The 23,646-nt window shown below is 48.6% G+C and carries 25 protein-coding genes; 9 read left to right on the top strand and 16 right to left on the bottom strand.

The window, feature by feature from the left end:
* Positions 1 to 30 precede the first annotated feature (30 nt).
* From Q0R57_RS07455 to Q0R57_RS07435, 5 genes are all read left to right on the top strand, one after another.
* A complete protein-coding gene (locus Q0R57_RS07455) occupies positions 31 to 270 on the top strand; it encodes a DUF3098 domain-containing protein (protein ID WP_294745454.1) in 240 nt (79 codons plus the stop codon).
* A 71-nt stretch (positions 271 to 341) separates the two neighbouring features.
* Positions 342 to 836 carry a sigma-70 family RNA polymerase sigma factor gene (locus Q0R57_RS07450; protein WP_294745434.1) on the top strand — a complete coding sequence of 165 codons (495 nt, stop codon included), beginning with the start codon at positions 342 to 344 and terminating at the stop codon, positions 834 to 836.
* Entirely contained in the window at positions 833 to 1,462 is a 630-nt protein-coding gene (locus tag Q0R57_RS07445; protein WP_294745431.1) for a hypothetical protein, read from the top strand. Before Q0R57_RS07450 ends, Q0R57_RS07445 begins: the two co-directional genes overlap by 4 nt.
* Positions 1,452 to 2,363, top strand: a complete 912-nt coding sequence (locus tag Q0R57_RS07440; protein ID WP_294745429.1) for a hypothetical protein — start codon at positions 1,452 to 1,454, stop codon at positions 2,361 to 2,363. Before Q0R57_RS07445 ends, Q0R57_RS07440 begins: the two co-directional genes overlap by 11 nt.
* A 4-nt stretch (positions 2,364 to 2,367) precedes the next feature.
* Positions 2,368 to 4,572, top strand: a complete 2,205-nt coding sequence (locus Q0R57_RS07435) for an outer membrane beta-barrel family protein (protein WP_294745426.1) — start codon at positions 2,368 to 2,370, stop codon at positions 4,570 to 4,572.
* 156 nt (positions 4,573 to 4,728) lie between these two features.
* On the opposite strand, the gene Q0R57_RS07430 is transcribed toward Q0R57_RS07435, so the two are convergent.
* The 11 genes from Q0R57_RS07430 to Q0R57_RS07380 all read right to left on the bottom strand — a co-directional run bounded on the left by Q0R57_RS07430 (position 4,729) and on the right by Q0R57_RS07380 (position 15,168).
* Positions 4,729 to 5,532 (bottom strand): hypothetical protein, encoded by an 804-nt coding sequence (locus Q0R57_RS07430; protein ID WP_294745424.1) that lies wholly within the window; start codon positions 5,530 to 5,532, stop codon positions 4,729 to 4,731.
* A 10-nt stretch (positions 5,533 to 5,542) separates the two neighbouring features.
* Positions 5,543 to 7,063, bottom strand: a complete 1,521-nt coding sequence (locus Q0R57_RS07425) for a relaxase/mobilization nuclease domain-containing protein (protein WP_294745422.1) — start codon at positions 7,061 to 7,063, stop codon at positions 5,543 to 5,545.
* Between the two features lie 15 nt (positions 7,064 to 7,078).
* Positions 7,079 to 7,804, bottom strand: coding sequence for a hypothetical protein (locus tag Q0R57_RS07420; protein ID WP_294745420.1), 726 nt, complete (start codon positions 7,802 to 7,804; stop codon positions 7,079 to 7,081).
* A 219-nt stretch (positions 7,805 to 8,023) separates the two neighbouring features.
* Positions 8,024 to 8,350, bottom strand: coding sequence for a hypothetical protein (locus Q0R57_RS07415; protein WP_294745417.1), 327 nt, complete (start codon positions 8,348 to 8,350; stop codon positions 8,024 to 8,026).
* Positions 8,351 to 8,356: 6 nt separating this feature from the next.
* Positions 8,357 to 9,004 (bottom strand): ParA family protein, encoded by a 648-nt coding sequence (locus tag Q0R57_RS07410; RefSeq protein ID WP_294745414.1) that lies wholly within the window; start codon positions 9,002 to 9,004, stop codon positions 8,357 to 8,359.
* Between the two features lie 317 nt (positions 9,005 to 9,321).
* A complete protein-coding gene (locus Q0R57_RS07405) occupies positions 9,322 to 9,699 on the bottom strand; it encodes an excisionase family DNA-binding protein (protein WP_294745412.1) in 378 nt (125 codons plus the stop codon).
* A gap of 309 nt (positions 9,700 to 10,008) precedes the next feature.
* On the bottom strand, positions 10,009 to 10,782 hold the full coding sequence (locus Q0R57_RS07400; RefSeq protein ID WP_294745409.1) for a hypothetical protein: 774 nt from the start codon (positions 10,780 to 10,782) through the stop codon (positions 10,009 to 10,011).
* Between the two features lie 111 nt (positions 10,783 to 10,893).
* Positions 10,894 to 12,054 (bottom strand): site-specific integrase, encoded by a 1,161-nt coding sequence (locus Q0R57_RS07395; protein WP_294745407.1) that lies wholly within the window; start codon positions 12,052 to 12,054, stop codon positions 10,894 to 10,896.
* Positions 12,055 to 12,248: 194 nt separating this feature from the next.
* Positions 12,249 to 13,217 (bottom strand): helix-turn-helix domain-containing protein, encoded by a 969-nt coding sequence (locus Q0R57_RS07390; RefSeq protein WP_294745404.1) that lies wholly within the window; start codon positions 13,215 to 13,217, stop codon positions 12,249 to 12,251.
* Positions 13,218 to 13,569: 352 nt separating this feature from the next.
* Positions 13,570 to 14,577, bottom strand: coding sequence for a leucine-rich repeat domain-containing protein (locus tag Q0R57_RS07385; protein ID WP_294745402.1), 1,008 nt, complete (start codon positions 14,575 to 14,577; stop codon positions 13,570 to 13,572).
* 345 nt (positions 14,578 to 14,922) lie between these two features.
* Positions 14,923 to 15,168 carry a hypothetical protein gene (locus Q0R57_RS07380; RefSeq protein WP_294745399.1) on the bottom strand — a complete coding sequence of 82 codons (246 nt, stop codon included), beginning with the start codon at positions 15,166 to 15,168 and terminating at the stop codon, positions 14,923 to 14,925.
* 573 nt (positions 15,169 to 15,741) lie between these two features.
* Here Q0R57_RS07380 and Q0R57_RS07375 point away from each other — a divergent pair.
* Both Q0R57_RS07375 and Q0R57_RS07370 read left to right on the top strand, forming a co-directional pair.
* Positions 15,742 to 16,326, top strand: a complete 585-nt coding sequence (locus Q0R57_RS07375) for a DNA-binding protein (protein ID WP_294745397.1) — start codon at positions 15,742 to 15,744, stop codon at positions 16,324 to 16,326.
* Between the two features lie 215 nt (positions 16,327 to 16,541).
* A complete protein-coding gene (locus tag Q0R57_RS07370; RefSeq protein ID WP_294745395.1) occupies positions 16,542 to 16,643 on the top strand; it encodes a smalltalk protein in 102 nt (33 codons plus the stop codon).
* A gap of 72 nt (positions 16,644 to 16,715) precedes the next feature.
* Here Q0R57_RS07370 and Q0R57_RS07365 read toward each other — a convergent pair whose 3' ends face one another.
* The 5 genes from Q0R57_RS07365 to truA all read right to left on the bottom strand — a co-directional run bounded on the left by Q0R57_RS07365 (position 16,716) and on the right by truA (position 20,642).
* A complete protein-coding gene (locus Q0R57_RS07365; RefSeq protein ID WP_294745392.1) occupies positions 16,716 to 17,669 on the bottom strand; it encodes an SPFH domain-containing protein in 954 nt (317 codons plus the stop codon).
* A gap of 48 nt (positions 17,670 to 17,717) precedes the next feature.
* A complete protein-coding gene (locus tag Q0R57_RS07360) occupies positions 17,718 to 18,164 on the bottom strand; it encodes an NfeD family protein (protein ID WP_294745389.1) in 447 nt (148 codons plus the stop codon).
* Between the two features lie 35 nt (positions 18,165 to 18,199).
* Positions 18,200 to 18,880, bottom strand: a complete 681-nt coding sequence (locus Q0R57_RS07355) for a hypothetical protein (protein ID WP_294745387.1) — start codon at positions 18,878 to 18,880, stop codon at positions 18,200 to 18,202.
* 103 nt (positions 18,881 to 18,983) lie between these two features.
* Positions 18,984 to 19,901, bottom strand: a complete 918-nt coding sequence (locus tag Q0R57_RS07350) for a DMT family transporter (protein WP_294745384.1) — start codon at positions 19,899 to 19,901, stop codon at positions 18,984 to 18,986.
* A gap of 12 nt (positions 19,902 to 19,913) precedes the next feature.
* Positions 19,914 to 20,642, bottom strand: coding sequence for a tRNA pseudouridine(38-40) synthase TruA (gene truA / locus Q0R57_RS07345; protein ID WP_294745381.1), 729 nt, complete (start codon positions 20,640 to 20,642; stop codon positions 19,914 to 19,916).
* 71 nt (positions 20,643 to 20,713) lie between these two features.
* Here truA and Q0R57_RS07340 point away from each other — a divergent pair, with 71 nt between their 5' ends.
* Both Q0R57_RS07340 and htpG read left to right on the top strand, forming a co-directional pair.
* Complete coding sequence (locus tag Q0R57_RS07340; RefSeq protein WP_294745379.1) at positions 20,714 to 21,493, top strand: EFR1 family ferrodoxin; 780 nt, start codon at positions 20,714 to 20,716, stop codon at positions 21,491 to 21,493.
* A 54-nt stretch (positions 21,494 to 21,547) separates the two neighbouring features.
* The gene (htpG, locus tag Q0R57_RS07335) at positions 21,548 to 23,602 is read left to right on the top strand and encodes a molecular chaperone HtpG (protein WP_294745376.1); all 2,055 of its coding nucleotides are present in this window, start codon (positions 21,548 to 21,550) and stop codon (positions 23,600 to 23,602) included.
* Positions 23,603 to 23,646 lie beyond the last annotated feature (44 nt).

Genomic DNA, 23,646 nt, shown 5'->3' with positions numbered 1-23,646 from the left:
TCAGACCTATGGTCAGAGTGTGGCGTTGCATTGATACTCGCTGGCTTAAGCGGAAAACGAATCATCATCATAGCATGTGTCCTGATACTCATAGGCTATATCCTAATGTCCGGTTCAGGTAGTTCTCTGGCTCATAGTCAGAGTGTGGCGTTGCATTCCGAACAATCTTTTAACCCTGCCATCTTCTCAACCCGCAGGATTGTCATCGCTCCGGTACTATGCCTCGCGGGCTATCTGCTGATTATACTTGGGATTCTTAGGAGGCGTTAATCTGTTAAACTCTGCTAAAGTCAGTTTGGTTTTGAGCGACATATGCGTCTAATAGGTGTAGCAAAGAATAAATGGAAAGAAGTGCATTTGAACAGAAAGCCCGCACGTGGCGAGAGAAAGCGCTCAATGTGAGCCGACACTACGGGGCGGGCGAAGATATGGCAGAGGACATCGCACAGGATGTGATGCTCCGTCTGTGGCAGATGCACGACGAACTGGAGCGGTTCCGGTCAGTAGAGGCTATCGTTACGCTGATGGCGAAACACACGCTGAGGGATCTCCAGAGGCGGCGAACAGCCGAATCGCTTGAGGAGGCCACCATCGTCAGTCTTACCAGCAGTCCGCAAGAAGAACTGGAGGCAAAGGAAAACGAGGAATGGCTCATAATGAAACTACAGCAACTGCCCACCACGCAACGCACCTTATTATATATGCGCCAAGAGGAACGGCGGAGCCACGAAGAGATTGCCCAACTATTGGGTATCGAAACGACATCAGTAAGCACGCTCCTGGCAAGGGCAAGACGAACACTATTGGAAGAAATAAAACGTAGGAATAAACGATGATAAAGTACACAAAGGATTATATTGCAAAGCTGCTGGACAAGTATATGGACGGCACTTCGACTCTCGAGGAAGAAGACATCCTTGCAGACTACTTCCATCGCGGAAATGTACCCGAGGAATGGGAGGACTATCGGCAACTCTTTAGCGAGATAGAGGCGATGAAACCAAAGCGGCAAAAGGGAAGATGGGCTTTCTGGGGCGTAGCTGCTGCAGCTGTCGCAGGTTTGCTTTATATTGCAGTACCAACTAAGCAAGTTGGCCCGCAACCTGACGGAACAGATCTGACGGCTAAGACAGACACAGCAAGGACGATGCAGCCAAGAGAGACAGAAATGGAAGAAAAGGCCGATTCTGTAGAAATCATGCGTGACGAGCCCCGTCCCATGCAGTCCAGGAAACGCCGTCTGCGTAAGACAGAACCCACCATCAATGACTATGCCAAGACATACACCCTGATGGCTGACGCAGCAAAAGGACTGCAAGAGGCTGAAGAGCAGATTGCACAATGTCGGCAAGAACTCACGGAGGCACGGCTGTTGTCTCTCGGGTATGTCCCTGTGGAACAAGAAGACGGTACCATCCTATATATTAACGAACAAACAAAGTATTTGGCTTATGAAGAATAAACTATTTCTGGCAGCAGGCATCCTAATGCTGATGCCTCTCACATCCCATGCACAAGCGTTTATCAAGCATGCCTTCAATGCGCTGATAACAAGTGAACCGGCACAAGTGGAAAGTAGTCACAAACTGAACAAAAACCCGGGAACGGGTGTCAAGGAGGGACAATTAGATGTCTACGAGTTTACAATACCCGCATCCCACCACGACTTGGTTGAGGATGTAGAGCGTGCCTTTGAACAGGACAAAGAGAAAGCCTACAGTCTTAAAACGGTATCCAGCAAGAAGTCATACGACTACACAAGTTTGGCCGTAGGTGGTGATGACAGCGGATATCCTTTGGGTGACATCAAGGGTTCGCGCTATATCTACGCGCTTTTCCTGGACCCAAAAGATATGAGCAAGACCCATCGTTATGCATACGCTATGGAATGGCGTAAAGACGAAAAAGAAATTGTAGGAAAGCTCATTGTAACCTACGCCACTACGCAACAGTATCGTGAGAGCGGGAAAAAGGGAAGAATCATTAGAATCAACGGCAATGACGTGAAACTGAGTGCCAACGGGTTTTCGTTTGGAGATGACGATTTGTTTAGCGGATTCTTCTCGATGGGCGAGGGTCTGTCAGCCTTTGGCAGCGACTCCACCTTTGTTAGCAGTAGCATCGGTTCTGAATCATGGCTCAGCCAGTTCAACACCTTCAAGAATCTCTTCCTGAAGAACCCCAATAGCACAGCATCCAATTACTATGCCTCGCACATATACAAGATGTGTAAGAAGGCCGACGCATTGGACGATATGGAGAAGAAGATGGTAATCAAAGAACTTGAAAAAGTGAAGAAGGCTACCAACGATGAATTCTTACAAGAAATGTTCCAAGCGAGTATCGAACGGCTAAAGAAGTAAACCGATGAAACATATTGGAATAATGGCACTCCTGCTGTTGATGGCAGCGGGAGCAGGGGAATCTACTGCCCAGACGAAAACGGATACGACCAAAGTAAAGAGCGATTCCATCACCTGGAGTAAAGAACTCGATGGTGTGGTGATCAAGGCACAGAAGCAGCTTGTCAAACAGGAAATAGACCGCATAGGCTATGATGTCCAGGCTGACGAGGAATCGAAAACACAGACAGTAATGGATATGCTTCGCAAGGTGCCTATGGTGACGGTCGACGGACAAGACAACATACTTGTCAAGGGCAATAGCAACTATAAGATATACAAGAATGGGCATTATGACCCCAGCCTGTCGAAGAATGCCAAGGAAACCTTCAAGTCGATGCCCGCCTCTATGGTAAAGCGTATCGAAGTGATTACCGATCCTGGAGCACGCGAGGATGCCGAAGGCGTGGATGCCATCCTGAATATCGTGATGGTTGATGGTTCGAAGATGCAAGGCATGACGGGTGTAATATCGGCTACCTATAACTCACTGAATCATCCAAACTTCTACGGCTCGCTGACGGGACAGATAGGTAAGCTGCTGACATCTGTGGAATACGGCTACGGAGGAATGTCAAGCCGCGAGACAGAGAACAGTACCTATACAGACCGCACTTATCTTGATACGGGCAATCGAATGCTGTCTCAGTCTGACGGTTCGAATCCTGGCTCCATCCATTATGCCGACATCAATGCGAGCTACGACATCGACTCGCTGAACTTGCTGTCAGCCTCATTTGGGGGATACTTCTACAAGCTCAACGTGCAGGGTGATAGCCGGACATCGCTGAACAACTCATCAAGCGATATTCTCTATCGATTTAATAACCACTACTGGATGCCCGGCTACAGTCATCACTCCTGGAATGGAAGGCTCGATTACGAGCACAAGACGCGTCGGAAGGGCGAGCGGCTCACTCTCTCGTACATGCTCGCCCTGACGCGTCAACATTCGGACCAGGAGAATACGTACACAGAAATAGTCAATGCTCCTTTCAAATATACAGGCAGTCTCCAGACAGAACGTGAGCGATTTACAGAACACACGTTCCAAGCAGACTGGCTGCGTCCATTGGGCAAGGGTCACAAGCTTGAGATTGGTACGAAATATATCGATCGCAACAACAACAGCCACAATACGCAGGACTTCTATGGTATCGACCTTCTCACCAACGACGAGTTCAGACATACCACCCGTGTAGTCGCTGCATACGCCGACTACATCTACAATCACGATAAGTGGTCGGCACGCGCCGGACTGCGCTATGAACACAGCTATATGCAGGGTGAATATCCTGATGGGAAAGGCAATACCTACGACAAACATCTGAACGACTGGGTGCCACAAGCCTCGCTGAAGTACCAGATGACGGATGCACAATCCTTGAAGTTGAGCTATACAACCAGCATCAACCGTCCAGGCATATCCTATCTGAATCCTGCTGTCGTTACATCGCCAATGGTTGTCCAACAGGGCAATCCTAACCTGGTGAGTTCACGAACGCAGCGTATCAGTCTTATCTATTCGTATATCCTACCTCATCTGACACTACAGATTGCCCCTGCCTATAACTTCAGTTCAGGTGGCATCAGCTCCATTCAGACCGCTAAAAACGACATCCGATATAACACATACGATAACATCCTTCGCTATCGTCGATTCTCGATAGAGCAATACGTACAGTGGAAGCCATTCGTTGGTACGACGTTTGTCATCAACAATAATCTGCGCTACGAGCACAACGAGAACCCCAACCTTGGCTATCGCACCTTTGGGTGGTCTGACAACTTCTATGCGAACCTCTCTCAAAAGCTACCTTGGAAGTTGCTTTTCTATGCAGTCACATACGGCAAGATTGGCCATAGTCCCTCAGGCATCTACTACATACAACATTCCTATTATGGTTACTACTTCTCCCTGCAACGCTCGTTCCTCAAGGATGACCGCCTGACGGTGCGCCTTGGTGCTAACGCCCCATTCAACAAATACTGGACATCAGAGGCCGAGACCGTCAATGGCGACTATCGCGATTATCAGAAGTCGTGGAATCGTGCCCGTTCGTTCAGTCTCTCCGTCACTTGGCGCTTCGGGTCTCTTAAAGCCAACGTCAAGAAAACCGAGCATAGCATCGAAAATGATGATGTCGTTGGTGGAATTACTAAGAAATAATAGTAATTTGGAGCTGATTTCATGTTCAACATACAATGCGCGTTCATTATCCGTGAACAAAGAGCATTTTTTGAACAAAAAGTCTGGATATATAGAAGAAACGAGAGGCTGGCTTTGCCTCTCGTTTCTTTACAAGGGATTTAGATGCAGGCGGAACTATCGGCGTGACTTCGTTTTCTTCTTTCTGCGTTCCAAGTACGCCGCCAGTTCATTGATGCCCCAGATGGCTGACATGACAAAGATCGGCATAAAGGCCATCGCCCACAGGAATGTCATGGTGTCGTTCAGATGGTACTTGCCTGTGTAATAGCCAAGGACTGGAAAGACGACCAGTGCCACCTTGTCGGCCAGATGATAGGCAATGGGGAACCACTCCATGCGCGAGGTCAGACGGACGAGGTGCTCTTCTGCTTTGGCCTCGATATACTCGCAGACAGTCTCGCCACCCTTCATCATTGCCATGCAAACCTGAGACTTCTGCCATTTCTCGCGGTCTTTCTTCGTCAGTTCTTCGACGTAGCGGCTCATAAGTTTCGAGTCGTGCATGTTCTCAGCCACTTGCCGCAGGATGCGTTCCGCAGTCAGGTTCATCTCTTCTAACGGCACAACGTCCATGTCCTGATTGACGAGTTTGCTGCTGTTGTTCCTCATCGCGTCAAGGGGAATACTGCCCAGGAGCGTCTGTTGGTCTATGAGCATTTCAATGGCCTCGTGGGTTGATTTTACAAGGAGCTTTCCTTTCATCACAGCCTTCACGCCACGTTCATACTCCTTCTGGTCATAGAGCGTCGCACGTTTATGACCGCCATGAAAAAGCGCCTTCAATTTGTTAACAACTTGCAGGATGGTATGCGGCTTCTCCTGCTTTCGGGGGCTTTCTTGCCGTCCCCCAGTCTCACTGTTGCCTCCCTGCATCTGACTATCGCCAGAGGGAAGCATGCTGTCGTATTTACTTCTCATAAAAAAAACGCTATCTCTTTCGTCCTCTATAATTCTGTTGTCTGATAAACCCGTTCTTCTTCCACCAATACCATTCCTCGTCCTTCTTCTTCGGCAGGTCATTATTGCTCTGACCACCTCCAAGAGACGGCTGAGTTTCCGGCAGGGCAAGGTTAGCAACGACGTCAAGCATAGTTTCGGCTGCATCACCCGCACGCTCGACACTACATTCAAACTGATCAAGCAGTTCCATTGCAGTACTCTTCAGGTTCTCCTCACTGAACGAAGAACCTTCGCGCTCTCCCATATCGATGGCCTTAGCCACGATGCCTTCTGGCAGGATGTCCTCCCTATCAAGCGGGCTAAACTCCGTCCTGAACGGACTCTTCACAAAGCGCTTGATGGCATTTAGCGCAAGCCAGATGGCTGTCCGACGGTCACTCTCGGCCTCTGTGGACTTACGGGGAGCAGGCTCCGTCTGCTTCACGGGCGTCGGAGCCGCTGGTTTCTCAGCGTTCTTCCTCTCTGCCGCCTCCTTAATCCTTAATAGTCCCAGATATGCATCGTCATCATCTGACTGCGACGACCTCGACGGCTTCTGCGGAATCGCCTCGTCCTGCCGATTCTGCTGCCAATGATAGCTCTCCGTCCGCGTCTCTTCCTGCTCAGGATGCAGCTTCTGCCAAGTGCCGAACAGCTTGGAAACCGTCAGGTCGCGCCCATGTCCGAAACCTCTGGCCGAAGCCTTGTACATCACCGTACTGGAGTAATTCCCGTCGAGGTCGTACAACTTCTCGCCAATGGAGTAACCACGGCAGACACCCTTTGAGTCGTATGTTGGCTCCACTTCGAACCCGTTCCTGCGCATCCCGGCAAAGTACGTCTCGATGTCCCACGCATCCATTCCCTTCAGCACCTTCATTGCAGCATCGTGAATCCGCTCCATCCGCTTGTTGTCCCTCTCCTCGGCCTTCGTCCACTCGTATTTCTCTGCGATGATGTCAGCCGCCGTCTTCGCCCGTTCCTTGCATTTGTGCGTGTCCTGCATCTCGCCGTCCATCGTCAGGCGGTTGGCCACAATGTGTACATGCGGCTTGCCGGTGTCAAAGTGTATAGTGGCTACATACTGGCTATTTGCCAATTGTGTGTGCTTGCCGCTCACCTTGACCTTGGGCTGTCCCGTCCTCTTGTCGATGACTGACCTGCCGTCTTTGCCCTTCACCGGCTCCCATTTAAAGTGGGTAGCGTCCAGCACCTCCACACAGTCCTTACAGAACTTGTTCCACTGCTCCATCGTCCAGTCCTGACAAACCTCCGGCGGAGGACATAGCTCGATGCGCCAGAACGGTTTTTCTGCCTTATGTCTGGATGCCGCCTGCAGCAGTTGCATGTCCATCAGCACCTCCACGGGCGAGTACGGCTTACCCGTCATCGGATTCAGTTCGATGTTGTTGGCGGCGAGGAAGACCGGCTTGTCCTCCTTCCTTGCCTTCTCCTTGTCGAGCACATAGTTGATAGCGTTGGCGGCATGCGCCCCGTCTATCGTGTCCATCTTGATGACCATACGCTAACCTCCCATGTTTAACGTCCTGTCCCTCATCCTGTCGAAGAACTCCAGAGCAGTGATAAGGTGCTCGCGCCACCAGTCAAAACTCTTGCCGTAGATGACAGCCCTGAAACGTTCTTCGTCGGACTTATGTGCAAACTCTGCCACCATTGCATTGAACTGGAGTAGCACATCGCCACGTGACTTCTTCAGGTTCCTGAGCAGGTCCAGTTCTTCGTCGGTAAACGCTGCACGGGGATGCTTGCCGCTCAGGAGCGTCGTACAATACTGCGAAAGATTCTGTCCGCATTTTTCCGCATTCCCGAGAAGTTCATCCATCAGTCGTTTCGTCACTTTCAGGTGCAGCATCTCTGTGGCAGTCCACTTGCGGATGCGCAGTCCCGTCCGATTCTTACGCAGCACCTTGTCGATCAGGTCCACGCGATGGGCATCCAGTTTGTAACTGCCAAACAACGTGTAACTCTGTCGGCTGATAGGCTGGTCAACCTGTTCGATGCTACCGCTACTCCGATAGACGACAAAGTGCATCTGGCATTTCCTGTCAGTCTCATCCACCCACAGGTCACCGACCGTTACGGGTTCCCATGAGAACTTGCTGTGTTCCCTGCCGTCCTTGGGCGACAGGTACCGCTTCTTCGACTTGATGAAGAAGCCCTTCTCAGGTCTCGTCTTCTCTATGAGTTGCGAGCCTTGGAATATCACTATTTCGTTTCTGTCTACTGTCATAAGTATACATTTATTAAAGGTGTGAGCCAGCGAACGCCTCCCCCAATGAGAGCCTGCGAGCATTGCCAGTTCGGTTCGGCTGCCAAAAGAGCCATAGCGATTTTGGTAGCACGAAACTCCAACTGGCATATCTTAAGGCAAGTTTCGGTTTCTTCTGGCATTGTCTGTACGTCAAGAGTGTCCCAGACCGTCGGGAACACCCTACTTCCTTGGCCGTGATTACAGGATGTCATCGATGTTCTTCTTGCGGTTAGTGACTGCGCCATGCTTCTGCTCATAACTGGCAATTCCGTCGCTGAGGAACTTCTCCACCACGTCGCGGATGGAGAAGCCCTCAATTCGAGCGATGGCCTTTATCTTGACCACAATCTCAACGGCTAAGATGACCGTGAAGTGCTGCCAGGCTCTCTTGATGACACTGCTCTCTTCGGGCCTTTGTTCTTCCTGTGGTGTCTTCTGCTCCTTTGGCCTGATCTGCTGTGTGATGCTTCTGACATCACTTTCAAGGGTATTGAAACCGTCTAAGGGAAACACTTGCTCACTCATATCCGTTTACTGTTTTATTTGTTCTAAAATAGCGTCAAAGGCATGTTCGACTGCAGCCTTCTGGTACTTGTCAAGTGCGGAAATGGTTGAGTAACGCTTGATGACTACACTCTGCTTGATCCTCGGTGTAACCCTTCCGATTCTGCCAAGAATTTTTACCGTCTCTTCACGCTGCTTCATCTCGTCGGCACGGTTCTCGGTAGAGTTGATCCGGTTGGGCAGGAACACGAGCCTAATATTCTTGACCCCCTTGATGACCTTGATGAAGATGCCCGTAGCATCAATGGTGTCGAAGTCGTAGGAGATAGGCACCACGGCAAGGTCTGCTGCCTTGTACAGCAGGTCGAGGTTGGCGGCATTGAGCGTACCCGGCATGTCGAAGAGGACAACACCGTCGAACTGCATTGCTTCCTTGATGGAGGACTGCAGGCTCTGGCGGTCTGTCGTATCAACAGTACTCACTTCCCAAGGAATAGCCGCATCCGGGTTGGCAGCCAGCTCCCTCTCCCTGTGACGGGACAACGATGCCTGAATGTCTGCATCCAGGACCTTCACGGGATAACCATTCTCACACAGATACTGCGCAAAGAGCGCACAACAGGAGGTCTTCCCTACGCCTCCCTTGATGTTCGTAAATAAAATAATCTTATTCATAGCTAAATCAAATTTAATATGTTATTTATTACCTTATAGACCTTGTAAACTCTGTATATCCTGAATACAGTTTGTACGCTATTGACAATGTATTTCTTGTATATACTGTATTCGTTGAATACTCTGTATACATTGTCTTCATTGCAGATAACATACACATTGCAGACACTGTAATCGTTGTATATACTGTAGCCAGTGTAAACGCTGTATACACATACACTGTGGACAGTGCAGAAACCGGATACGTTGTGGACATTGTCTTCAATGCATACAACTGATACACTCTATACATTGTACACTCAGTCATGTCAGACATGTTACCAGTCACGCTTGTTGGGTTTACGACGATGGGACGAAAGGATGGCATCATTCTCTTCCTCGGTGGTCATCGGCACGGCGTTCTTGCGCTTCACCTCAAGATACTTGTCCAACTCATCGCTGTATAGCACCCACCTCTTGCCGGGCTTCAATCCTGGCACTTCACCTTTCTGCAACTTCATGTAGAGGGTGTTCAGGGGCATACGGAGATAGTCAGCCGCTTCCTCCACGTTCATCGTGCGACGCACGCGTTGAATCTTTTGCTGTGTTTGTCCTTTCTGAAGGTCAGACAGCAGTACCTTCATGCCGATGACTTCATCTCGAAGCTCGGCGACGACCTGTGGAAGGTCGTCGAATGATAATTTATCATTAAGCATATTTACACGCTGAGACTTTTGTATCTCGGCTGCAAAGAAACGACATTATCATCCGCTTATCAAGATTATCAGGAATAATGCATCAGTAATGATAGTATAATGCGGTTAGTAGCAGATAGAACTAAAAATGTACTGGTAATAATAGTAGTTAGTATATCTATTAGCTGTGTGCAATCTGTGTTCTGGCTGTTATGGATGGTTGGTACTTGCTACCATGATGGCAGGATATAAACAACGAGAACACCGCAGCACTAATCCTAAATAGGTTGACGCTGCGGTGTTGTCGTTAAAGCTTCTCGTGGCTTTGGCTTATTCTTCCTCCTTTTCCGATGGAACAGGATAATGGAAGGCTATTGAAGTTTTTGAGTCAGGTTTGTCTATTTTGATATAACCTTTCTCCGGGTCTGCGGTTAAGGACTTTGACAATGTAAACCAATCAGTGTTTTTACACAGATCTGGAAACAAATTGTTGATGAACTTTCCGCATAGTTCTGTGGTATAGGCACAATGTTTGTCTACCCCTAAGCCCATTCTCCTAGCAATGTTCCATGTCAAATGACGAGCATCAAGATTCCTTACATCCTTATCGGCCTTCCATTTCCAGTTACGACCTTTAGGCTTGTAAAGAGGACGTTCAAGCCATTCTTTATACTCCAACCATAGCGCAGCCATCTCCTCCTCTTCCAAAATGGGAGCCATAGCCCAGAAGATGTAGTCATGTATGACATTCTGCCTCTTGAGTTTGAACTCCTCGGCTTCTGCGATGCTGTCCGTTTCGCTCTGCCTGTAGATTCCCGACTCCCTCTCCTGTTCATCCTGTTTGACATCCGAAATCATCACAGAGGGATCCTTCTGCTGCTTCTTAGTAAAGACGCTACTAAGCTTGTCCAGGAAGGAGTAACAGCATACGACACCGGATTCCAGCAAAAGAAAAAACAGCACAACAAGAACACCGTAAGGAATGAGATGGCTCTTGTCGTATAGTTGGGCGGCCAACATATACGACACAATAAGAACTAACACACTAATAGCCACTAATATGGCTATGTCACTAATCTCGAGTTTTTTTAATTTTCTGTTCATTACTTACAAATTTTAATAGATATACGTATTTTTATCGCCGCAAAAGTACATTTTTTCCAAAATATTCTTGCTCTAAAAAAATAAAAAGTCGTATTTTAACACTTTTACGACTCATACGGCCTTCATTTGGGCGATTTTCGCGGATTTCAGAGTAATTTTGTCAACTGATTCGCGCTTCGACTCGTCGGCCATCGCGGCATAGATCTGAGTCGTGGCGACGTTCTTATGACCAAGGATATGCTGGACGGTATAGACGCTGGTGCCTGCCTCGACCTGTAGCGAGCCCAGTGTATGACGGCTGCAATGATAGGTTATATGCTTTGTGATGCCAGCCTCCTTCAGCCAGTTCTTCAGCGGAGCCTGGGTGAGGCTGTCGTTGAAGCCGACAAAGACCTTGTCTGTCGGTTTTCGGTTCTCATCGCCATCATTGTAGCCTATCAGCTCCAAAGCCTCATTGCTGATGGGGTTGTTCACCAGTTCCTTCGTCTTCTGCATACGGAGTGTGACGTACATGCCACCGTCACCGTAAGGCTGGATCTTGTCCCAGGTCAGCTGCTTGATGTCGCTCTTGCGCAGACCTGTCAGACAAGAAAAGAGGAAGGCCTTCTTCAGCACCTCAGAGGAACAGGGGGTATTGGCAAGGTTCACAAGTTCTTGACGAGAAAGATGCTCCTTCTCCGTGGGGATGGTGTCGATGCGCTCCAAAAAGCCGTTGGGATTCTCCATAATCTTGTGCTCGCGGTAGGCGGTATGGAGCACGGCGCGGAAAGTTGACCAATATCCAGCTATACTATTTATATGTAAGGTGTACTCCGTGTGTTTGAGCTGGTGGGCAGTCATCAGGAACTCCTTGAACTTGTTGCAGAAATCGACATTGATCTCATCGAAGCGGCACTTGCCGTTGCAGAACTGCTTGAAGTGCAGATAGACATTCTCCCACTTCGTGTTTTTCTTGTACGCCTTGTCCTTGAAGTAGTCGAGAAAACTGCCCTTCATCTTCTCCTTGTCGAAAAAGTCATAGCGCTCGTTGACGATACTCTCGTAGCGACGGCAGCGCAGGGCCTCAGCCTTCTCGCGCATGCGGTCGTTATAGTCACGCTCACGCTGGTTCTTCGGCTTGGCATAGACGTAGATGCCGAGCGATTCATGGCGCATGACCTTCATCGTCGATTCGTCACGATAACCTGGATAGTAGTCCAGATAGTACGAAAGCTGTTCTCCGCCTTTGATTTTCCGTGTGCGGAGGGTCACGGTCTTACAGATGTTGCTCATATACATTATTATATTTTAGTGAATATTCTTGGTGAAGCGTCTCTTCACGGTGTCAAAATTACCTCATTATTCCCCGATTATCAACATTATTACGCATAATGCGTCAATAATTGACAGATAATGTTGGTTGGTGAGGTGCTGACCATGATAATGCCCATTCTGATTGTTTATAATCCGTGGATTTACTTGGTTATTCATACAAGGGAGTAGCTGCCAAATTGGGCCAGTCTTTCAGCCATTACCCTGTCGAAGTCCACTTTTGGGATCAGGTTCTTCACGCCAACCTTGACAGAGGAGATATTACTCTTCTTGGCAATGATGCCGACATTTGCGGTGCTCATCCCGTACTTCTCGGCGGCTTCTCTGGCTGTGTAATAGCTGTCATCATTCATAAGGTCAGTGCGCCTCAATTGCTCAAAGTGGTCTTTGGAGTAGTAGGTCTGGCCATACTCACGCTTTGTCGGAATATGATGGCGATAGGCGTTGGATCGGACAGATGCAGCACTCATGCCGTATAGTTCTTGTGCTTCCTTCATAGTCAGCCACTCGCTGACGGCCTCCACATCAGCCGACTTGCCAAACAATGCGTCCATGTGTTTCCGACTATAGTAGTTCATCCCAGCAATCCTACATACTGGCACTTGGTTCCGCTTGGCCGAAGTATATAGCCATGACTTCTTAACTTTATAGATGCGCATTACTTCCTCGCCGGAAATGTAGTCGAGCACCTCCGACTCTTGGACATTACTCTCCAAACTCTTGGCACTTGCCTTTTCCCTCTTTGTCGTTGAAACAGCGGACTTCTTTGGTCTGTTCGTCGGTAACACCCGATGATACGGATTTACCGCCAGCATTTTCTCAATATCAGCCTTTCGGATAAAAGCCATCCTGCTGCTGATTCTCGATGCCGCCAGTTTCCCCTCGTTCACTAACTTATAAACATACTGCCGAGAACACCCCATGAGTAACGCTGCCTTGGCAAACGTCAGGTATTCCTGATTCTGTAAACCAATGACTGGCTCCACGGCATTCATAAAATCCTGCTGCCGCTTCTTCCTGGCTTCCTTCGCCTTCGTCTGACACTCCTCGCAGCAAAACTTCTGCATTCCGCTCCTTGCCACGAACTCCTTACCACAATACTTGCACTTTCTAACTTGCTTCATTTTCTTGTCACTTTTGATAGTTTTTACATTCATTCTATTTTCCCTACCGTTGAGTCAACCTTCATACACCATTGTCGCCAGATGTCAACTCAGACCGCATCGTGACTATCTCCGAATCCGTCCGTCCTGTTTTGTCACCCTTTGCACCCCGTCGTTACACTTTGTCAACTGAGTCCGCAGAATGACGATTTTCAGGCCTCGTAAATTCCTCGCGGTAGAAATACGTTGCAAAAATATACTGAAATTCGGTTACTACCAAATTCCAGTCATCAAGTGTTAAAAATCAAAAGCTATTGAAAATGAGCGCTTTATGCGCAGTTGGTATTAGATATTCCTGGTTGTTTATACCCGTTTAGATACATGAACTAAAAACACCATTACCTAATTCTTTTATACTATTAGGTAGATTTATAGACTGCAAGGACTTACAATGTGAAAATGCGTAATTTCCAATATAAGAGAGATCAGAAGGGATAGTTACCTCCTGTAAAAAGGAGCAGTTATAGAATGCTGAGTTTCCAACAGAATCGACACCTGCCGGAATAATGCATGAAACTGCCGAACATCCATTAAATGTATTATCTCCAATTTTTTTTACACCTTCTGGTATAACTAAATCTGTAATAATCTCACCATTAACGCAGAGATTACCAGCATATTTAAGAGGATTGTCCATAAATGTAATGCTACACCAATCCGTCAAACTCTCGACATTAACTTGTGTAAGTGATATACACCAATAGAATGCACTTGTGTTAATTTTCTTTAGACTCTTGGGCAATGTGACTGATTCTATTTCATTCAAACCAGCAAAAGCATTAAATTTAATCTCAGTAACACCTTCTGGTATAATTAAGTCTGTAATTAGATTGTTGTCATAAAATAGATGATGAGCATACATCAATGGGTTGGAATAGGTCCCTTCAAAAACAATATTACACCAGACAGCAAGGTCATTGATGTGCACACTTGAAAGATTATTGCAATTAAGGAATGCGTCTTCTTCTACCTTTTGTATATTATTCCCCCAAAAAACACTACCCAAAGATGATGAATTCAAAAAAGCACATCTATCTATTTCCTTAATAGAATTAGGTAAAGTTATAGAAGTGACTGTACTACTTGAAAAGGCCAACTCAGCAATCTTTACGACCTCGAAAGTTCCTGATTGAGTATCAATAGACGAAGGAATATAAATAACTCCAGTATATTTGCCATATGGATTTTTAACTACTTCAACTTCTGTCTCATTGATTTTGCTATAGTATAAACCACCTTTGTTGAAATCATACGCACCAACGTTTTGAGTCATGATTGATGTCATGGCAAGCAACAATACTTTTACAATCAACTTTCTCATAATTATAGTAATTTCTTAGATTTAAATTCAACAAAAGAAAACGTGGACAATTTACTTCGTCTACGTTCCTAAGGTATCGGCAAACACCTAATATTCTTAAACGAGCAAAAGTCCACGCCATCAGGCGCGAACTCCGACTTCAGTTCTTGAATATTCTTTTTGAAATTTTGCCGATTTCTAGGAACAAGAATCTAAAAGCGGATATTCATCCTATATGTCCTTTTTTATATTTCTCTCAGCCCATAGGCATTTCAGTTATTAGGTTCTACATTTTATATTGTCTTACGCAATTTATCTGGATTCATTCGCATATCCCAGAAGGCAGAAATGCGTATCAAGTCGCCCTTAACATATCAGCGACTGACACTGAGCGTTGAACTCTTCGCCTGTAATCACATCGCCACGTTCAAACTCACGCTCCGACTCGTCAAGATCAGCCATTGCCTCGTCCCATGTCTGCAATACGGGTGGCGTAGCGGTCTGCTCCTTGACAGGGGCAATCAGCTTTTCTGCCAACCACTTGCGGTTGCTGGCTGTAAGCGAAAGGCCCTGGAGATAGCTCCAAAGATTGTTCATTGATACTGCATTCATATTTCTTCGCATTTATCTATCGTCTGCAAAGATACAAACTTATACAGATAATTCCAAACATTTACGTGGATTTTTTCGTTTCTGGACCTAAAAGAGAATTCTAAATAGCCTGTCGCCATAATTAATCAAGCCGCATCGCCGTTTAGGCGCATCGGCGTTACATTAGGATTTTGCTTAGTAGCAGCATAGGTATATATTCTATATATAATTATTATATATTATAATATATAATAATTATATATAATAGATTTGATGCACAGCATGCCTATCGATTTTTCAAATGACGCGCCTAAACGCCTAAACGGCGACGCGCCTAGTGGACACGTAAAAAAAATCAACAAAAATATTTTTATTTTCATGAAAAATATTTTGGGGAAAGTATTGCATTGCATCTTTATTTTTAGTAACTTTGCATTGTCAAAAGGAGATAAAATTTGCGCCCTAACTAGAGAAATATTTTTTCTTAGCTAGCGAGATAATTTTCTTAAGTTAAGTGGCAAAAATGGAGTCTATCTGGAGACACGTGAGAAACACTAACAATTTAAAGTTTAACCATTAAAAAAACACAACATTATGGCACTTAAAGTAAAAGCTAAAGAACAACTGATTAAGGTGGGCAAGTATGCAGAGACCTACCGTTACGTGATGATGCCTGAGCTCTACACGGCTCTGACTCAAGACAAGGTGATTAAGGAGGCAGCCCTGCGCTCAGGTGTGAGCCGAGGCGTGATGCAGGCCTGCTGGGATGCAGCTGGTGAGGTTATCAAGGCATGGGCCACCGAAGGCCACTCTGTAGCGCTGCCTGGACTGGGCACCATGCGCTTCGGACTGCGCGCCAAGAGCGTGGACGACGTGAACAAGGTGAAGGCTGGCCTCATCTCAAGTCGACGCATCATCTTCACTCCTGACGTCGACCTGAAGGACGAGTTGTCGAAGACTGCCGTGCAGATCACCTGCTACGACCGCGAGGGCAAGGAGGTGAAGCGCGTGACCTCGACTGACGAGGGTAACGTTGAAGATCCCGAGCAGGAGAACGGAACCACGAACCCCACGAATGGTGACGACAACAACGGCGGCACCCAGGGCGGTGGCACCAGCGGTGGTGACAACACCGGAGGCAACTCTGGCGGCGAAGGTGGCGACGACGGGTATAACTAAGGTGAAAGGTGAAAGGTGAAAGGTGAAGGCTGCGAGTAAGCGAGAGGAGAGCCAAGCTCGCTTGAGCTCTACCGAGCGTGAGCAGACTAGACCGTAGGTCAAAGAGAATAGACCAAGGGGCCCCGAAGGGGTCGAATAACCTAGCATAGGGGCTTGTCCCTATGATTAAAGGGGCCCCAACCTTTAACCAATAACAATTAAAATTTTAATTAGCTATGAAGAAAGAAAGTTGGAAGACAGTTATTCAGATTATCGTATCGATACTGACGGCAGCGCTGACGGCGCTGGGAACGACATCTTGCATGGGAGTCTTGTAAGAGATGAAAGGGGTAAAAATGAAAGGCATCGAAAAACTCGATGCCTTTGTTTTATTATAAGGAGCGGAGGGATTACTCGCCCTTGAAGAGTTCCTTGATGCCGCCGATAGAGCCCATGAGGTTGGTGGCTTCGTAAGGCAGATAGACGGTCTTGGTCTTGTCGCCCTGGGCCAGCTCTTCGAGCATCTGGATGTATTTCTGAGCCAGGAGGTAGTTGGCGGGGTTGGTGCTCTTGCCTACAGCATCGGTGATGAGCTCGATAGCCTTGGCCTCAGCCTCAGCCTTGCGGATGCGGGCCTGGGCCTCACCCTCGGCAGTAAGGATGGCCTGCTGCTTGGCAGCCTCAGCACGGTTGATGGTAGCGGTCTTCTCACCTTCAGAAGCAAGGATCTCGGCAGCCTTCTCACCCTCAGAGGTCAGAATCTGTGCACGCTTGTTACGCTCGGCCTGCATCTGCTTCTCCATGGCGTTGAGCACAGAGCTGGGAGGCGTGATGTCCTGCAGCTCGACACGGTTGACCTTAACACCCCACTTGTCGGTGGCATCGTCGAGGACGGCACGCAGCTTGGTGTTGATGGTGTCGCGTGATGTGAGCGTCTCGTCGAGTTCAAGTTCACCGATGATATTACGAAGGGTGGTCTGCGTGAGCTTCTCGATAGCATTGGGCAGGTTGTTGATTTCGTAGGTGGACTTGAAGGGGTCCATGATCTGGAAGTACAACAGGGCGTTGATCTCCATCTGGATATTATCCTTGGTAATCACGTTCTGCTTGGGGAAGTCGTACACCTGTTCGCGCAGGTCGATGGTGTTTGAATAGACATAGCGTCCGTACTTGAGCACCACCACATTCTTTGCCTTGTCGATGAAGGGGATGATGAGGTTGATACCTGGCTTCAGGGTGGCATGATAGCGACCCAGACGCTCAATGATCTTGGTTTCGGACTGGGGAATGATAACCAGCGCCATCTTGGCGAAGAACAGCACTAACACGGCTGCTGCAATCAAAAAATAAAAGAAAGGATCCATAATAATAATGTTTTAATATTTAATTGAATGGTTTATCTGAAAATGTTATTAAAAGGGCTCGACGGTGATGATGATACTCTCGACCTTGACCACACGGACGCGTGTGCCAACGGGTATCTCGTCAGAGGAGGAGGATACAGCTTTCCAGTCGTCGCCACCAATGGCTACACGGCCATAGCCGCCAGCCTGGATGGTTTCGCTGACACGGCCCTGCTGACCTATCATGGCATCGACATTGCTCACACGGTCATCGTCGGCCTTGTGCAGATAGCGAAGGGCGAAGGGGCGCACCACAAAGATGCTAATAGCGGTGATAACCACGAAGACAGCCAGCTGGACGTAGATATTTGCAAAGGGCGACACAATGGCAGCGCCACAGGCACCAATGGCAAAACACATGATGAAGAAGTCGCCAGACGACAACTCAAGGATCAATCCCAAGACGGCTACTACAGCCCATACTTGCCACATGTTGTTAGCTAAATACTCAATCATAACAAATCTATTTTAAAGAATGATACATTTACGAATTATAATGAGAGGATGAACTCATCCCAGTCGCGCGTGGAGCCTTTCTTGCCAAAGATTTTCTGGTAGAGGCGGCTGCGGGTGGAGGCGACACTTTCTTTGGAGTGGGCCGTCAGGGTGGCAATATCCTTAGGTTGCACACGTACCTTAATTAATAGGCATACCCTGTAGTCCTGCTCGCTCATGTTATAGAGGCTATAGAGCTTCTCGGTAAAGCCCGTATAGATATTATTCACGATAGACGACAGCTGCTGCCAGTCTTCCTCGCCCAGGCTACGGCCTTCGGTGAGCAGCTGTTTCAGGCGGAGATAGACGTCGGACTCGAAGATGGCGGTCTCGGCCTGACCGCGTTTCTCGTTCTCGATGATGGCCATCTTGTTGGCATAGTCCAACTTGGCCTTCTTCTCTTCCAGCTCCAAGCGCAGCATGGAGTTCTCGTCGCCCAGCTTCCTGAGCAGTTCCTCCAGCTCTGCAATCTTAACCTTGTTTTGTTCTATACGCTGCAGGCTCTTGGTCTCGTTCTCCTCCTGTATCGCGTGTACCTTATCTAATCGCTGTCGCAGCAGCAGAATCTTACGTCGGCTGTTCTGCACGGTGACGATGAAGAGCACGATATAGGTGATGGAACCTATAACCAGAAGGAACACTTCACGCTGAGTCAATATGGTCATCAGTTGATTCATGTCGCAAAGGTATAACAAAAAAGCGAATTACGCAAACTTTTTGATTCGCAATAATTCGCATTTTATTTTTCGGTTTGCAAAAGTTCGCAAACAGCACCCGTTTCTACCTGCTGCCGATATACAGGAATATCATGCCCAACAGCACCAGAGCAAGGTCTATAGCCTTGGATTTCAGGTTCTTTTCGCGGAACAGCACAGCACCACAGAGGAACGACACGATGACGCTGCCTCGGCGCACCATAGAAACGATGCTGATCATGGCGGCAGGAATGCTCAGGGCATAGAAGTACATAAAATCGGCTGTTGACAGGAAGATGCTCACGCCAATGATGGCCCAGTCCCAATGAAAGGGTGTGGTCTCCTTATGCTTGGGCCACCACAGCAGCATCAGCATGACCAGCATCATGAAGCATTGGTAGATATTGTACCACGACTGCACCATCATGCGGTCGAGCCCTACCCCGCCCTCTGACTCTGGCGCCATGAGGTATTTGTCGTAGAGGCCGCTGATGGCTCCCATGACGGCAGCACCCACAATCATATAGATCCAATGGTCGTGCTTGAAGTCGATGCCTTCTTTCTTGCCGCTACGACTCAGAAGCAGGAACGACAGGACAGCCAACGACACACCTATCCATTGCCATACGTTGAGCCGTTCGCCAAAGAACAGCAGGGCACCAACGAGCACCATCACAGGACGTGTGGCGTTGATAGGACCAACGATGGTGAGCGGCAGGTGTTTCATGCCGAAATAGCCCAGCACCCACGATGACAGCACGATGAGGGCCTTGAGCACGATGTACTTATGTACCTCCCAACCGCCGCTGGCCACATGGAAGATGGTGCCGTCGAGCACTTCCGTCGATGCACTCAGCACAATGAAGGGCAGGAAGATAAGTGACGAGAACAGCGTGTTGAGAAAAAGTATGGGGATGACCGCGTTATCCTTGAGGGCCTTCTTCTTCAAAGAGTCGTAGATGCCCAGGAATGCGGCAGAGAGAAATGCTAATATTAACCACATTGGTTTTTCGACTTAATATTTGATATCCTGAAGAAACAGCGCATTACCTGGCATGGACTCGCCAGCCTCGGTGCGACGCTTACCCTCGATGACCTTGCGGAAATCGTCAAGAGACAAGCGGCCACGACCCACCTCAATCAGCGTGCCTACCACCGCACGCACCATGTTGCGCAGAAAACGGTTGGCGGTAATCTCGAAATACCACTTCGACGGCGACAGCTGGTGCCACTCGGCTTTAGTAACGTGGCAGAGCGTGGTCTTGACGTCGGCATGACTCTTGCAGAAGGCGCCAAAGTCCTCATAGTCGAGCAGCATGGCAGCAGCCTGGTTCATCAGATTGAAGTCAAGCGGATAGTGCAGCTCGCAAGAATAATGACACTCGAAGGGCGACTTCTCGGTGTGTATATAATAATAATAGGTACGTGAGGTGGCCGAGAAGCGGGCATGCATCTCATCGCTCACGGGTTCCACCGTCTGTATGGCAATATCGTGGGGCAGCAGGCGGTTCAGCTTATAACGCAGCTGCTGGCAATCGACAGCGCCCTCGAAGTCGAAGTGGGCCACCATCATACGGGCATGAACACCGGCATCGGTACGTCCGGCACCAGTAATCTGGATGTCGGCACGCAGCAACAGCGACAAGGCTCGCTGCAACTCCTCCTGCACCGAGATGCCGTTGGGCTGTATCTGCCAGCCGTGAAAACGGGTTCCGTCGTAGCTTAAAGTGACAAAATATCTCATTTCGGCTGCAAAGGTACAAAATATTTGAGACTTGATGTTTGAGGTTGGAGATTTTTTTGTAATTTTGTGCCATGATTTTCTATTTCTCAGGTACAGGCAATACACGATGGGCAGCCGAGACGCTGACTCAGGCAACGGGCGAGAGACTACTCTTCATACCAGACGAGATGAAGGGCGAGTGCAAGTATGAACTACAGGAGGGCGAGCGCTTGGGCTTCTGCTTTCCCGTTCATGGCTGGCAGCCGCCGCATATCGTCAGGGCGTTTATCAGCAAGGCAACGTTTCTGGTGAAAGCCAACACCTTTGTCTTTGCATTGGTGACCTGCGGCGACAGCATAGGACGCACCATGGAACTGCTGAACAAAGACCTTGGGAAGAAGGGACTGAAGGCCTCAAGCCTCTATTCACTCATCATGCCGGAATCGTATGTGTGTCTGCCGTTTATGTATACCGACACACCTGAGCGAGAGGATGAAAAGATATCGCAGGCCAGCAAGGACTTAGAAACTATCGGCAAGGAGATTACAGACCGAAAGGCCAACATTGTCAGGACCACACGTGGCTTGACACCATGGACCTTCACCCACGTTATCGGAGCCTACTTCAATGCCAAGATGATTACTGACAAGAAGTTCAGCGTCGATGCGGATTTATGCATCCATTGCGGCAAGTGCGAGAAGGTTTGTCCCACTGGCGACGTCAAGCTGACGGACACCCTGCCCCAATGGCAGCACGACGGCTCGTGCACCAACTGTCTGGCGTGCTATCACCACTGTCCCAAGCATGCCATCAACTATGGCAGCATCACCCGCAAACGCGGACAATATTTCTTTGGGCACGCAGCCGATTGACTTTTGGCACGAATTTTGCTTTTTGCATGTCGGAACATTAAAATACAACAAGATATGCAAAAAGGTAACATTGGGGTTACAACCGAGAACATCTTCCCCGTCATCAAAAAGTTTCTCTATAGCGACCAAGAGATTTTCCTGCGTGAGATGGTGTCGAACGCCGTCGATGCTACGCAGAAGTTGAAGACCCTCAAGGAAAAGGGCGACTACAAAGACGAGCTGGGCGACCTGACCGTTCGTGTGAGCCTGGATGCCGACAAGGGTACCATCACCATTAGCGACCACGGTATCGGCATGACTGAGGAGGAGATTGACAAATATATCAATCAGATTGCCTTCTCGGGTGTGACGGACTTCCTTGAGAAGTACAAGGACAATGCCAACAACATCATCGGACATTTTGGTCTGGGCTTCTACTCCAGCTTCATGGTATCGAAGAAGGTGGAGATTATCACCAAGAGCTGGAAGGAAGGCTCGAAGGCTGTGAAGTGGAGCTGCGACGGCAGTCCTGCCTATGAGATTGACGACGCTGAGCGCGAGGCCCACGGCTCGGACATCATCCTGTATATCGACGACGACTCGAAGGAATTCCTCGACAAATACAAGTTGGAGCAGCTGCTCAACAAATACTGTAAGTTCCTGCCTGTGCCCGTAGCCTTCGGCAAGAAGACAGAATGGAAGGACGGCAAGCAGGTAGATACCGAAGAGGACAATATTATAAATAATGTAGAGCCCCTGTGGACCAAGGCGCCATCATCGCTCAAGGACGAGGACTACAAATCGTTCTATCGCACCCTCTACCCCATGCACGACGAGCCCCTGTTCTGGATTCACCTCAACGTGGACTATCCTTTCAACCTCACGGGTATCCTCTACTTCCCCCGCATCAAGAACTCGCTGGAGCTGCAGAAGAACAAGATTCAGCTGTACTGCAACCAGGTGTTCGTGACCGACCAGGTGGAAGGCATCGTGCCTGAGTTCCTCACCCTGCTGCATGGTGTCATCGACTCACCTGATATTCCTCTGAACGTGAGCCGTTCTTATCTGCAGAGCGACCGCGAGGTGAAGAAGATTTCTACGTATATCACCAAGAAGGTGAGCGACCGTCTGAAGGCTATCTTCAACGAGGACCGCAAGACCTACGAGGAGAAGTGGGACGACCTGAAGCTCTTCATCAACTACGGCATTCTGACTGAGGAGAACTTCTACGACCGCGCCAAGGACTTCTCACTCTTCAAGGATACAGAGGGCAAGTACTTCACCTTCGATGAGTACAAGACACTTATCGAGGCTGCACAGAAGGATAAGGACGGCAACCTCATCTATCTCTATGCCACCAACAAGGACGACCAGTACTCTTACATCAAGGCCGCTCAGGATAAGGGTTACAGCGTGCTGCTGTTCGACGGACAGCTCGACGTGCCCTGCATCCAGACGCTGGAGCAGAAGTTTGAGAAGAGCCGCTTCACACGTGTGGATTCTGACACCGTGGACCATCTGATTCAGAAGGAGGACAAACCCAAGACCGACCTGAGTGACACAGAGCGTGACAATCTGTCAGCCGTGTTCCAGAGTCAGATGCCAAAGCTCGACAAGGCCGAGTTCATCGTTGAGGTCAACGCCCTGGGTGCCGAGCAGCGTCCTGTGGTCATCACACAGAACGAGTGGATGCGCCGTATGAAGGAGATGAGCCGTTATCAGAGTGGCATGGGCTTCTACGGCCAGATGCCTGACTCATTCAACATCGTACTGAACAGCGACCACCGTCTGGTGAAGGATATCCTTTCAACTTTCAACGCTCAACTTTCAACTGAGCTTCAGCCCATCGAGAGCGAGATCAAGGGTCAGGAGGCACGTCTGGCTGCCCTGAACCAGAAAACCGAGGGTAAGAAGCCTGAGGAAATATCGCAGGAAGTGAAGGACGACAAGGCCAACACGCAGAAGGCCATCGACGAGCAGAAGGAGAAGAAGCAGAGCGTGATTAGTGGTTTCGCCGCTAATAACGAGGTGGTACACCAGCTCATTGACCTCGCCCTGCTTCAGAACGGCATGCTAAAGGGCGAAGCTTTGGACAAGTTCCTGCAGCGTAGCGTGGAACTGATTAAGTAAGAAACAGGGGCAAAGTTATCATCTAGACATAACAAAATGCACAT

The sequence above is a fragment of the uncultured Prevotella sp. genome, assembly GCF_946407605.1.
Classification (GTDB): domain Bacteria; phylum Bacteroidota; class Bacteroidia; order Bacteroidales; family Bacteroidaceae; genus Prevotella.
The sequence above is the reverse complement of the archived record's forward strand: the minus strand, read 5'-3'. Positions and strand labels throughout refer to the sequence as shown.